Source organism: Xanthomonas maliensis (assembly GCF_009192945.1).
GTDB lineage: Bacteria > Pseudomonadota > Gammaproteobacteria > Xanthomonadales > Xanthomonadaceae > Xanthomonas > Xanthomonas maliensis.
Genome location: NZ_NSET01000023.1, coordinates 1 through 13,373, shown reverse-complemented (window position 1 = coordinate 13,373; position 13,373 = coordinate 1). Strand labels below are relative to the sequence as shown.

The window sequence follows — 13,373 nt, the reverse complement described above, 5'->3', positions numbered from 1 at the left end:
GCGAACCGCTCAGCGATAGTTGAAATCCGGCGAGGACAGCAGGAAACCGTTCCAGTCCTGCGGCGTGCGCGCCTGCTCCAGCGCCTGCCGCGTCTGCGGCGACAACCATGGCTGCCACCAGCGATAGGGCGCGCGCGCGTCGATCCGCTGCAGCGGCGGTACCGGCGTCGTGCTGTCGCCATCGGCGCGAAACAGCTGCGACGGGTTGCTGCCCAGCGAACGCGCTACCTCGAAGCGACGCGCCAGTTGTCCGGAGCTGGTCCAGGCCGGCGATTGCAGTGGCCAGCCGTCGGGGGTGATGCGCCCGAACACCGGCTCGCCCAACTGCTGCACCCAGCTCGCCAGCGGCCCGGCATTGAGAATGGGCTGGTCCGCATACGCCAGCCGCACGCCCGACACGACGAAGCGGTTGGGGTCTTCGAACCGGCGCGGCGCCTGGACGAATTCGGGCGACGCCAGCAAGGTCTGCATCACCTGGGCGATATCGCCATCGGTACGCTGGAAGGTCTGCGCCATCCGCTCGACCAGCGCCGCAGGCGGCTGATCGCTGACGAAGTATTCGGCCAGCCGACGCGAGACGAAACGTGCGCAGGCCGGTTGATGCACCAGGACCTGCACGGCGTGCGCGATCTCGTCCATGCCGCCACCGGCGATGCGCTGTCCCAGCAGTTGCTTGTCACCAGGCTGGTGGCGGGCAGGATTGAATTCGAACAAGCCCGCGCGCACCACCGGCGGCCGCCCGGGTGCCGGGGCCGGCGGCGGCACCAGGCCCTCGGCCTTGACCTGCGCCAGGCCGGCGCCGGTGAGGATCAACGCCAGTTGCTGCACGTCCTGCTGGGTGTAGCCGCCATCGACCCCCAGCGTGTGCAACTCCATCAACTCGCGCGCATAGTTTTCGTTGACCTTGCCCTTGGCGTTCTTGGCGTTGTCCAGGTACTCCAGCATCGCAGGGCTTTGCAGCGTGGCCATCACCAGGTCGGCGAACTTGCCGGTGGCGTGCGGGCGGATCGCATTTTCCATGTAGTCGGCGACCATCCACTTCACCCGCGCCTTGTCGGCATACACGCTGAAGTGGTTGAGCCAGAACCAGACCAGCTGCTCGCGCAACTGATCCGGGGCATAGACCGCGCGCAGCAGCTGGGCCTGGCGCGCCTGCGTCAGCATCTGCCCGCCACGCGCGCGCCATTCCTTGCTGGCGGCGGTCTTTTCTTCGCCATCGGGCATCGCCTGCAGACGCAGCTTGTCGGCTTCGTACTGGGTCAACAAGGTGACCAGCGGCGTATGCAGGGCATCGAAACGCTGCAGCTGCGCGCGCACTGGCGCGGGCAACGCCGCATCGTCGCTGGGGGCCAGCAGCAAGGCGGCGTAGCGGTGCTGGCCCAGCTGCTGCAGCTGGGTGACGCCTTCGTCGTCAACGCCATAGGTGGCCCGCTGCAGCCACTGGCGCTGCGCCGAGGTCAGCGTCCGCTCCGAGGCTGGGCTGGCCGGTGCGATCAGACAGGCCGCCAGGCCCAGGGCCAGACGCGGGACGTTCTGGCGTAATGCGCGACCACGCAGGGGCATGTGATTCTCCATGGGCGACTTCCCGGGCAGTATGGTCAGAGCAACGCGCAAGGCGTTAATCGGTTGTCGGACCGCGGCGCTTCATTGGCGAAGGATTCATGCGCGGGCATCCGCCACGCCGGTTGGCGGCGCGCGACCGGTGACCCGACCCGCGGGAACTCACAGGCCCGGCGGCAGGGTCACGTCGAAACGTGCCCCGCCCAGCTCCTGCGAGCGCCGCACCTGCAGTTCGCCGCGGTAGTCCTTGATCAGGTCCTGCACGATCGACATGCCGATGCCGTGGCCCTGCACACGTTCGTCGCCGCGCACGCCACGCTGCAGGATCTTGCCGACGTCTTCGGGGGCGATGCCGGGGCCGTCGTCCTCGACCGACAGGATCAGCCCCGCGCGTCGGCTACCGGTGGTGGGGCCAGGCTGGGCGGTCAGCAGCACCCGGCTGCGCGCCCACTTGAAGGCATTCTCCAGCAGGTTGCCGAGCAACTCCTGCAGATCGCCCGGCTCGCCATAGAAACGCGCCTCCGGCGAGATGTCGAATTCGCACAGCACGCCCTTGGTCGAATAGACCTTCTCCAGGCCGCGCACGATTTCTTCGGCGGTCGGCTCGATCGCCAACGGCGCAGCGAACAGCTTGTGGCCACTGGAGGCCGCGCGCGCCAGTTGGTAAGACACCAGGTCGTTCATGCGCCGCAGCTGCACATCCAGTTCTTCGTGCAGATCGTGCTCGGACGCGCCGCTGTCCAATTGGGTCCGCAACACAGCCAACGGGGTCTTCAGGCTGTGCGCCAGATCGGCCAGGGTATTGCGCTGACGATCGAGGTTGTCGCGCTCACTTTCGATGAAGGCATTGATGCTTTCGGTCAGCGGCTCCAGTTCGCGCGGATGCTGCTCGCTCATGCGCTGGATTTCGCCGCGCTGCACCTTGCTCAATTCGTTGATCACCCGTCGCAACGGGCGCAGGCTCCATTGCAGGATGAACGCCTGCAACACCAGCAACACCACACCGGCACTGCCCAGGTAGAACCACACCGCACTGCGGAACACCCGCAGCTGCGCCCCCATCGAGCGCGCGTCTTCCATGACATAGATCGTGTAAGGGATTTCGCCACCGTGTTCGCGCTCGACATAGCTCACGCCCAACCCGTAGCGATACACCTGACCGAGCGTGCCGTCGATCTGGGTCATTTCCAATGGACCGATGAATTCCTCCTGGCGGGGCGACAGCATGCGCCCGTGCGGAATATTCGGCCCCTCGGCCGACATCGAGGTCCAGCTCTCGTCCGGCCGAACGACTTCCACGTAGAGGCCGCCGCCGGGTACGTCAAAGCGCGGGTCCGGCGGTTGCCCGCCGATATACAGCGAGCCATCGCGCACGAAGTCGATATTGGCCGCATACGCCGAAGCGTAGTTCTTCAGGCGTTCGCGCAGGTTCTTTTCGGCGGTGTCGGCGAAGGCCACGTCCAACGCGTAGCCTGCCAGGGCCAGAAACGCCACCAGGCTGAGGCTGGCCGCCAATAACTGGCGCGCCTGCAGCGAGCGGGGTCGCCAGCGTCTGTACCACTTCGAGCGCACCGACACCCCGTCTGCCTGTCTAGCGAAGCGTCAGCTCAGCCTTCCGTCCGCGGGATGGCGAAGCGATAACCACGACCGCGCACGGTCTCGATCGGCTTGAGTTCGCCGTCGGGATCGAGCTTCTTGCGCAAGCGGCCGATGAAGACTTCCAACACGTTGGAATCGCGGTCGAAATCCTGCTGATAGATATGCTCGGTGAGGTCGGCCTTGGAGACCAGTTCACCGGCATGCATCATCAAGTACTCCAGCACCTTGTACTCATAGCTGGTCAAGTCGACGTTGGCACCGTTGACGCTCACCGTCTGCGCCGCCAGGTCGAGTGCGACCGGCCCGCATTCCAGGGTTGGCTTGCTCCAGCCGGCGGCACGCCGCAGCAGCGCATTGACGCGCGCCAGCAGCTCCTCGACGTGGAAGGGCTTGACCAGGTAGTCGTCGGCACCTTGCTTGAGGCCTTCGACCTTGTCCTGCCAGCTCGAACGCGCAGTGAGAATGAGCACCGGAAACTTCTTGCCCTCGTCGCGCAGCGCCTTGATCAGTTCCATGCCCGACATCTTGGGCAGGCCGAGGTCGATGATGCCGACATCGAACGGAACCTCACGGCCCATGTACAGACCTTCTTCGCCATCCTGCGCGGCGTCGACGGCGAAACCCTCGCGCTTCAGGCGCGCGGCCAGGGTCTCGCGCAGCGGAGCTTCGTCTTCGACCAAAAGGATACGCATGCACTCTCCCTAGTTACGTTGTTGGCCAAGGGGCCAGGGAATTGATGTCAGTTTGCCTTGCACTATCCACGCTTAACGGTTATCGCCGCGTGGTGGCATATCTGCAGGCGGCGGTCCGGGCGGCGGTGCAGCTGCTGGACCACGTGTGCCGGGAGGCACGCCTTCCGGCTCGTAGACCGTCCGCACGCGCCCTTGGCCATCCATATACTTGACGCGCGTCAGGCGCCGGTCGCCAAACGGTACGCTCTCGGCGCCAAGGATCTGCCCGCCAGTGGAACGCTGCACACGGCGAATCGTGTCCGAGAAGGATCGACTGTCGCCGCGCGGGCCGCCGGCCGCCTCACGCCCGCCCTGCTGCCCCGGATATCCCTGTGCCCACGCCACTGGCGCGGCCATGGCGGCACACAGGGCCACCAGGGCAAAACGCTGAGACGGGCGGACAAGCTGGGGCACGGTCTGATCCTAGCGGGTTGTTCAGGAACATACAAAATTCGTGAAAACAGCCACAGCACACGCCGTGGTCGGCCGTCGAATTGAGCCAAATTCTTGATTTTTCGGGGTGAATCCGATCTGAACTTTTTAGCTGCCCGTTAACACGGTTCAGCAAAATGAACTTCTGGATGCCCCGATCAGCGCGATGCTCAGCCGCTGACGCATTGACTCAGGCAGCCAACGAGGCCTGCGCCTGGGTCTTAAGCAAGGCCTGTTCCACAAGGTCCCAGCCCGCGCCCGGGCGATGTGCGCCTTCGCTCAAGACCTGCCGGAAGATGCGCCCGCCCGGCTGGCCGTGAAACAGGCCCAACAGATGCCGGGTGATGTGCTTGAGCGCCAGACCGCGCTCCAGTTGAGCGACGACATAGGGCTGCAGCAAGCCCAATAGTTCGGCGCGCGGCTGCAACGGCCGCTGCTGCAGCGCAGCGTCCAGGCAATGCAGCACATAGGGATCGTGATAGGCAGCCCGCCCGAGCATCACCCCGTCCACCTGGCGCAGGTGATCGATCGCCGCAGCGACCGAGGCAATTCCGCCATTGAGGACCACCGGCAAGGCGGGACGCTCACGCTTGAGCCGATACGCCCAGTCGTACCGCAGCGGGGGCACCTCGCGGTTCTCCTTCGGCGACAATCCCTGCAACCAGGCATTGCGCGCATGCACGATCACCAAGGCCGCGCCAGCGGCCACCACATGGTCGACGAAACTGGCGAACAGCCCGTAATCGTCGTCCTGGTCCACGCCCAGCCGGCACTTGACCGTCACCGGCAGCGTGGTGGCGGCCGCCATCGCCGCGACGCAGTCGGCCACCAGAGCGGGCTCGCGCATCAGGCAGGCGCCGAAACGCCCGGCCTGCACACGGTCCGATGGGCAACCACAGTTCAGATTGATCTCGTCATAGCCCCAGTCCTGGGCGATACGCGCCGCCTGCGCCAACACGACCGGATCGCTGCCGCCCAATTGCAGCGCCAGCGGATGCTCGACCGGGTCGAAGCCCAGCAGCCGCTCCCGATCTCCGAGCACGACCGCGTTGGCGTGCACCATCTCGGTGTACAGGCGCGCGGACGGTGCCAGCAAACGGTGAAAGACCCGGCAATGGCGGTCGGTCCAATCCATCATGGGCGCAACGGAAAGGCGGATTCCTTTTTCATTCAACATTTTACGCAATCCTTGGTGCACTAGCGGTGCAGTTTCACTCCCGCTAATTCCCTGTTTTTCACGCCCGATCCCGGTGTAATGTACCCGCACTGCACCAAGCAGAGGGGGTTGCACCAGGTGGCACTGATTGAGAGACGCGGGAAGAAGTGGCGCGCGCTCGTGCGCATCAAGGGGCATCCTACCGCCTCGAAGACTTTCAATGGTAGAAAGGCCGCAGAGGACTGGGCCCGGCTGACAGAGGACGCGATCAGGGGCGGAACCATGCCGCCACAGGAAAGCATGACGCTCTCGGCGCTGATCGACCGATATGTGAAAGAGATGGGCAAGTTCCGGCCGATCTCCGCGACAAAGCGCGGCAACCTCAAACGCTGGGAGGAATCGCTCGGCGACCGCGAGGTGACCACCCTCACCGGCCAGGACATCCTCACCCACATCGGTCAGCGCAAGGCGGGCCCGGCTACCATGACCATGGAGCTCGGATTCCTGGGCGAGGTGCTGGCGGCGGGTCGATCCCTCTGGAACATGACGATTCCCGACGTGGTGGCTGCCGCGCGGCCAGTGCTGCGCCGGGCCGGCGCCATCGCCAAGCCAGTGGAGCGCAACCGGCGGCCGACGGGAAAGGAGCTGGATGAACTGGCCGCATTCTTCCTGTTCAACCTGGGCACCATCCCGATGCGCGACTTGATCCCCTTCGCGATCGACTCTGCGATGCGCATGGGCGAAATCGTCGCATTGCGCTGGGAAGACTACCGGCCTGGCGATAAGCCAACGATCCTGATCCGCGACCGCAAGGACCCGCAAGAGAAGCGTGGAAACAACCAGCGGGTGCCGCTGCTGGGGCGCACGGTGGACATCATCGAGCGCCAGGAGCGCAATAGGCCGCTGATCTTCCCGTACAAGCCGGACAGCATCGGCGCCGCGTTCCGCCGTGCTTGCGTGCGCCTGCAGATAGAGGATCTGCACTTCCATGACCTGCGCCACGAGGGCGCATCACGGCTGTTCGAGAGCGGCTACAGCATCCCAGAGGTTTCCATTGTCACCGGGCACCGCGACTGGAAGTCGCTCAAGCGGTACACAAATCTGCTGCCAGAGTCGCTGCACCGGCTTAAGCCGTCAGGTGAAAGCCAGCAAAGTGGCTAAATCGGTCGTAGCGATGCGCCCGAGCGTAACTCGCGAACAGAGGGAGAGGACTACCTTGAAGACCTGCGCGCAAACTCTACCGCCACTTCGAAAGCCTGAGCGATCGGCAGGGTTACGGCCGGCGGTACGACGAAGCTTCCCACCATTTTGACCGACACATCGGCCTCGCCGCCTTGGCGCCGCCGAACCGTTGCAAGCACGTCCGTACCACCGGGCCCCACGTGCAGCAACTCCCACCTGTCCCGATCAATGCGCTCGCCGTCTACGGGGTTGTACCAATACATAGCGTCCGGCAAGCCCGGCAACGCTAGTCCCTTGGGCGCGATGACGGAAGGCTCTTTAGATCGTTGCAGAGCGGCGCGGTGAGCGGTTCGAGAAGGCATGATCCGCAGTCCTGACGTTGCCAGGACCCGAGTGAGAGGTTGCAGGCAATCCTACCGCCAGCGGTCTAATGGGCTGAGACGATCAGCGCTGCCGGCCGAGTGGTATTTACCCATTCCCCAACAGGCGGCAGGGGTTCTCCCGACTTGACCAGCGCAGTAAGAATCGCCCTCCCCCGACGCGCCACGACCGGTCGTCTGAGCAGCCCCTAGTGCCGCAAGGCTTGTGACGATTCCAGCACATTTGGTGTTGACCCCCTGGGGGTGCCCCACTATCTTGGGGGCGTTGGGATCACTTTCCGACCAGATAAATATCCGGCCGTCAATCTATCGAAAATCGTGATTCCCAAAACAGACTCGACTAGCGATGGCGCCTCGTAAGCGCCACCGCCAGTCGTGAAGCGGGGCAAGGTAAGCCGGAGCTTGCCTTTCCGGTGCTTCAGGTGAGCCTGGTCGTTACCTTCGCGGGGAAATCGACCTAGCTATCCTCAACGCGGCTGCATGGTCCTGTCAACAGAGTTGACGCGATTTTGCGGGGTGCGGCGAGCATCTGTGGCACGACCATTCCTCCTCCGGCGCACTAAACCGGAGGCCACATGGCTATCTCGAAGACTGTGCGCGTTCGTTGCTACACCCGCTGGCGGTTTCAGCGGCTGGAGAACGTGACGCGTCACCTTCGCCGCCGTCCGCGGCGACGAACGTGATGTAACCGTATGGGGCTGAAGGATCAGCCCCATACGCACGTCTTTCTCATCACAATTTGTTGCGAAGCTGCCGGCCTGGCGCTGCTCAGGCGCCACGCGGGGGAGCGGCCATCTTGGCTCCGCGTCCGGCAGCTATAGATTGCCGCTAGCATCTGGAGGCCGGTATCGGCCTTAGCCTTGCCGTGGCGTCAGAAGCCCCCTACACCCTACAGGTCGAAGAAGTAACCGAGACCTCCACCACCCTATTGCCGGCGGCCAGGGAGACCACATTGCCCAGCAACCCGGTGGTAGAGGCCAGCATGGTCATCGCCTGGTCGCTGTCGAGCCGGAGGCGGAGCGTCAGGTTACTGTTGGGGGCCACGTCGATCGCTCGGTTTGTCGCTGTCCAGAGCGGCTTTGCGCCCGTGGATATTCAGATGGCTGGAGGCCCCGGTAATGTGGGTGCGTGATCCATCTCCCGCTGCACACCACCCGCGGTATCAGTGGCGCTGACGCCGTGTAGACTGCGGACTCGCCTGGTCGCGTCTGCCGGGCACGCACGCCGCCCTGCTCGGCATGGCGGCCACACTCTCGTCGCAGCCAAGGAGCTTCCATGGATCTGGTCGCCACCGTGTTGTCCGCCCTGGCCGCACCGGGCCAGCAGGAGCGCTTGCTGCGCTTGCACACGCCCTTCGGGGGCGAGCGTCTGGTGGCCGAGCGTTTCGCCGGCACCGAGCGCATCGACGGCGGCGGGTTCCGCTTGGAGATCACCGCGCTGTCTACCGACGCCGGTCTGCCATTGGCGCAGGCGCTGGGCAAGCCGGTGCTGCTGGAGTTGCTCACCGCCGACTCGCGCACCGAGTTGCGGCCGTTCCATGGCCACGTCACCGCCATCGCGCAGGTCGGCAGCAATGGCGGCCTGGCGCGCTACCGCTTGACGGTGGAGCCGTGGCTGGCGCTGCTGGGCCAGCGCGTGGACAGCTACGTCTTCCACGACATGAGCGTGGTGGAAATCGTCGAGAGCGTGTTCTCCGACTACGCCGACCAGGGCGCGGTGACCGCCGCCTGGCGCTGGTCGCTGGTCGATGCCAGCGTCTATCCCAAGCGCAGCCTGACCACGCAATACCAGGAGAGCGACCTGGCCTTCGTGCAGCGCTTGCTGGCCGAGGAAGGCATCTACTTCTGGTTCGAACACAGCGGCGATGCGGCGTCCGAGCGGCTGGGCAGCCACACCCTGGTGCTGGCCGACCAGGTGGACGCCGCCCCGGCGATCGGCAGCGTGCGCTATCACCGCGCCGATGCCAGCGAGCGCGAGGACAGCCTGCAGCAATGGGCGATCATGCGCCGCGCCTGCACGGCCAAGCTGGCGCGCGCCAGCTGGGACTACCGCAGCCTGGACCTGCGCCCGGCCAGTGCCGAGGCCAATGCGACTGACGGCATCGCCGCCGAGGATGCCGACACCAGCGGCCCGTACGGCTGGGTCGATCGCGCCCAGGGCCAGCGCCGCGCGCAACAACATCTGGATGCGCAGCGCGTGCGTAGCCAGTTGATCCACGCCGCCGGCCACTGGCGCCGCGCCGCCCCCGGCACCCGCTTTGCGCTCAGCCAGCATCCGGGCGTGGACGCCGATGCGCAGTTCCTGTGCCTGCAGGTCGAACATGCCGCGCGCAACAACCTCGGCGCCGAGGTGTTCGATGCGCTGGAGCAATTGCTCGGCCCGCATGCCGCGCCCGGTGTCGCCCTGCCGCCAGCGCTGCGCGGACTGGCCGACACCGACACCCCGCTGCCGGCCGAGAGCGACTTCTACGACAACCGGCTGCTGGCGCTGCCGCAGACGCTGACCTACCGCCCGCAGACCGAAGACGGCCACGGCGCCCGCCTGCATCCCAAGCCGACCGTGACCGGCACGCTGAGCGCGATCGTGGTCAGCGACGGCGCGCCGCTGCAGTCCGACCGCGACCACCGCATCAAGGTGCAATTCCCCTGGCAGCGCGGCGGCAACGCCAGCGGCGGGCAGGCCCACCCCAGCGGCGAGGACAACGCCCCCGGCAGCGGTCAAGCCTGGACCTGGGTGCGGGTGATGACGCCCTGGGCCGGCGACAACTGGGGCGGGGTGGTGCTGCCGCGCCAGGGCCAGGAAGTGCTGGTGGGATTTTTGGAAGGCGACATCGACCGCCCGGTGGTGGTCGGTGCGCTGTACAACGGCCGCGGCCAGGACAACGCCGCGCACAACCAGCTCGGCGGCGGCGGTGCCGGCGCCACCGGCAATGCGCCGGCCTGGTTCGACGGCAACGACCACGGCGCGGTGTTCACCGGCTTCAAGAGCCAGGCGCTGGCGCAGAGCCAGTCCGGCACCGGCGGCTACCAACAACTGCGGCTGGACGACACCCCCGGCCAGGGCCGCGCCCAGCTGTCCACCACCCAACATGCCAGCACGCTGACGCTGGGCCATCTGAAGGGCGGCAGTGACAACGTCCGCCAGGACGAGCGCGGCTTCGGCGCGGAGCTGTCCAGCCAGGCCGCCGGCGCCCTGCGCGCCGGCCAAGGCCTGCTGCTGACCAGCGAACCGGGCAACACGCAGCTGGCCGCCACCGGCGCGCTGAGCCAACTGCAGCAGGGCAGCGACCTGCTCAAGAGCCTCAACGACGCCGCCCGTACCCAGCAGGCGGGCCTGCCGAACGAGGCGGAGGCGCTGCCGACCCAGGACGGCCTGAAGACCTTGCAGGAGCACCTGCAGGCCACCCACAGCGGCAGCGCGGCCGGCGAGATCGGCGGCGGCAGCGGCGAGGTGCCCGGCTGGAGCGCCCCGGTGCTGCTGGGCAGCGGCCAGGCCGGCGTGATGAGCCTGACCCCCGCCGACCAGGTATGGGTGTCGGGCACGCAGACCACGCTGCTGGCCGGCAGCGCACTGAACTGGCTGAGCCAGGGCCACCTGGTGCTGGCGGTGGCCGGCGGGCTGGTGCTGTACACCCAGGGCAGCAAGGCCGCCGCCGGCAGCCCCAACCAGGAAACCGGCATCGCCCTGCACGCCGCCCAAGGCACGGTCAGCGCACGCGCGCACAAGAACACCGCCACCCTGGCGGCCAAGACCCAGGTGCGCCTCGTCAGCACCACCGCCGACATCGCCTTGTCGGCCCCGACCAAGCACCTGCTGGCCACCGCCGCCGGCGCCTACCTGCGGCTGGAAGGCGACAACATCGAACTCGGCGCACCGGGCAAGGTGGAGTTCAAGGGCGGCAAGCGGGAGTGGTTGGGGCCGCAGGGAAGCAGCGCGACGGCGTCGATTCCGCAGGCGCAGTTCAAGGGCTGCGATCCGAGTCTGGTCAGCGCGCAGCTGCGTTCCGAAGCCGCCGTGGATCTTGGATAAGCCGCCGCAATGATCCAGTCTCCTTCCCAAGGTCTTGGTGCCGAGGATGCCAACGAACGCCTGCACGCACTCGCCGCGCAAGCGGGCAGTGCGCACTGCTACCTGTTGATGCAGCCCAGCGGCGGCAACGACGCGCACGACACCCGCTTCCGTCAACACATCGAGGATGCGGCGGTGACGCCGGTGGCGGTCAGGATCGACAAGCTGCCGGAGCGCTTCTGGCCGGTCGTGTTCGCACTGGATCTGGAGCGCGGCGCGCATGCAACCTTGTCCGCCCTGGCAGTCGACATGGCGCTGGCCGACACCACGCCGCAGGCGATGGAGCGCGGGCAGATCCAGCGCACCTGCGAGTGGATCTTCTCCGACCTGTCGATCGGCCAGTTGACGCGCCAGTTGGCGACCACCGCCGTGACTCGCCACCCCGTGACCCACATGGCGCGCTGGTTGCGCTATTACGACCCGCTGGTTGCGGATATGTTCTGGTCGACCTGCGCGCCGGCGCAGTTGGCCTACTTTCTCAACGGAATTGCGTCCCTCGCCTATATCGACCGTTGGCAGAGCCTGCAGGTCGTCAGTGGAGAATCCGACACCACGCCCAGCGCGGTCTTGCCGCCGTCGGCCTGGGAACGTCTGGACGGCATCGGCGCACTGAACCAGGCATGGGTCCGCACCCACAGCGAAGGCGCGCAGATCGTGCGCGAGCAGTTCTCCGCGGCGGTGCTTGCCGTCCAGCATGGCGTTCGCCGAGGTCTGCGTCCCGGTGCCGGCCTGGATCTGTTCGCATGGCAGGCCTTGCATCTGGGCCCCGGTTTTTATAGACACCGGCAGGTGCAGGCCCTGCTGGAACAGGTCAGCGCAGGCGAGGATTACACCGAGCTGGCCAATCAACTGGACGATGCCCATTGGCAGGGCATCGGAATGGAAGCGGGCAACTTTCAGGCCCCCTCGACGCAGGAGCGCATCACGCCATGACACAGAACGACACTTCCACGCCGTGCGATGTCTGCAATAGCTCCGGCCTGGTCATCCTGCCGGTGCGCTATACGGTAGTGCCGACCTCCTGCCCGGGTGCGGGCCTGGGGCCGTTCGCCAAAGGCCGCGGTACCCAGGAGGACGTCTCGTCCGCCGGCTACACCTACGCGGTGCGCACCTTGCGGCAGGGCATGCTGTATCTGTTCTACGAACAGTCCGGCCCGTACGGCGCCAAGCAATGGGAAGCCTATGCGGTGGCCGAGAACGGCACGCTGTGGCGGCAGCCGTCGGCGACGGCGGCGCAGCGCATTATTGGCGGCGGTGTGCCGTCGTGCTCGCGGCCGGTGCACAACGCCGAGCGCATGGAGTTCATCACCCTGCGTTACCCGCAGCTGTGCGGTACGGTGTGGGTCATGTTCTCCGAGCATGTGCTGACGCCAGCCACGCTCAAGCGCTATGCCAACGATGCCACCTTGCGCGCCGAGCGCATGCAGCCGATCACGCCCAAGCAGTGGATCGGTGCGCCGCAGGCCAAGGGCGACACGGTGCCGCTGTCCAGTGCGGACACCTTGAAATCGGTGCTGGAGTATCGCGGCTTCGATGGCGAGGTCGGCGAGCCAGCGCAACTTCCGCACGACCGCAAGCCGGCGGTGGTCAGCACGTCGAGTGGCGGCTACAAGGCCGAGGTACTGCGCGCCAATAGCACGCGCTACCCCTGGGCGCTGCGCACCCATGGCACCAGTGGCGCGTCGGCCGACAAGGCGTTGCAAGAGCGCTATGCGCGCATGTGCGCCAGCAGCCACAACGGCAAGCCGGGCGCGCAACGGCAGTCGTATACGCCGATGCTGCTGGGCCTGTGGGATGCGGTGGGCGTGGTCCACGAGCTCAATGGCTACCGGCACGATGTGGTCGCGGCGATGGCGCGTTACAAGGACGAGCGCGCGATGGAATTCAACGCGATGGAGCATATCGAGCAGATCGATACGCTGCTGCAGCGTAATGCGGCGGTGCTGTCGGACCAATATGCCAAGGCCAGTCGCGCACGCATGGAAGAGCTGGAGCAGGAGCAAGCCGGCGGCAACGCGCTGACCCAGTCGGGGATGGAGGCCTTGCGCGCACACGGCATCGCCTCGTCCAACGAGGGAACCTGGGACGGGCTGTCCAAGGCCTTGCTGCCGGTCTATCAGCGGCAGGCACGCGAGAAGTGGCAAAACACCTACTGGCCGCGCATCGATGCAGCGGCGTATCAAGGGTTCAAGCGGCAGGCGGATCGCTTCAGCCAGGCCGCAATGGAGCTGCTGGCCCAGCGCACACAGGTGCTGGGCCCGTGGC

At 66.4% G+C, this 13,373-nt stretch carries 9 protein-coding genes; 4 read left to right on the top strand and 5 right to left on the bottom strand.

The genetic code is table 11. The annotated features are described in order from the left end of the window. Nucleotides 1–9: 9 nt before the first annotated feature. From CKY51_RS07630 to dusA, 5 genes are all read right to left on the bottom strand, one after another. Complete coding sequence (locus tag CKY51_RS07630; protein ID WP_022971119.1) at nt 10–1,575, bottom strand: DUF1800 domain-containing protein; 1,566 nt, start codon at nt 1,573–1,575, stop codon at nt 10–12. Between the two features lie 147 nt (nt 1,576–1,722). Further along, nucleotides 1,723–3,093: an ATP-binding protein gene (locus CKY51_RS07625; RefSeq protein ID WP_031338692.1), complete on the bottom strand. Its 1,371-nt coding sequence runs from the start codon at nt 3,091–3,093 to the stop codon at nt 1,723–1,725. Nucleotides 3,094–3,167: 74 nt separating this feature from the next. Next, on the bottom strand, nt 3,168–3,851 hold the full coding sequence (locus tag CKY51_RS07620; RefSeq protein WP_002808458.1) for a response regulator transcription factor: 684 nt from the start codon (nt 3,849–3,851) through the stop codon (nt 3,168–3,170). 72 nt (nt 3,852–3,923) lie between these two features. Beyond that, the gene (locus CKY51_RS22650; RefSeq protein WP_081641324.1) at nt 3,924–4,247 is read right to left on the bottom strand and encodes a hypothetical protein; all 324 of its coding nucleotides are present in this window, start codon (nt 4,245–4,247) and stop codon (nt 3,924–3,926) included. Nucleotides 4,248–4,512: 265 nt separating this feature from the next. Beyond that, a complete protein-coding gene (gene dusA, locus CKY51_RS07610; protein WP_022971117.1) occupies nt 4,513–5,499 on the bottom strand; it encodes a tRNA dihydrouridine(20/20a) synthase DusA in 987 nt (328 codons plus the stop codon). A gap of 117 nt (nt 5,500–5,616) precedes the next feature. Here dusA and CKY51_RS07605 point away from each other — a divergent pair, with 117 nt between their 5' ends. The 4 genes from CKY51_RS07605 to CKY51_RS07585 form a co-directional block, all read left to right on the top strand. Further along, on the top strand, nt 5,617–6,639 hold the full coding sequence (locus tag CKY51_RS07605; RefSeq protein ID WP_038219532.1) for a site-specific integrase: 1,023 nt from the start codon (nt 5,617–5,619) through the stop codon (nt 6,637–6,639). A gap of 1,676 nt (nt 6,640–8,315) precedes the next feature. Continuing rightward, complete coding sequence (locus CKY51_RS07595) at nt 8,316–11,069, top strand: type VI secretion system Vgr family protein (RefSeq protein WP_152249066.1); 2,754 nt, start codon at nt 8,316–8,318, stop codon at nt 11,067–11,069. Nucleotides 11,070–11,078: 9 nt separating this feature from the next. Next, nucleotides 11,079–12,041: a DUF4123 domain-containing protein gene (locus CKY51_RS07590; protein WP_152249065.1), complete on the top strand. Its 963-nt coding sequence runs from the start codon at nt 11,079–11,081 to the stop codon at nt 12,039–12,041. Beyond that, nucleotides 12,038–13,373: T6SS effector BTH_I2691 family protein (locus CKY51_RS07585; protein ID WP_280524686.1), on the top strand; the 1,336-nt coding region annotated here is incomplete at its 3' end. The genes CKY51_RS07590 and CKY51_RS07585, both read left to right, overlap by 4 nt.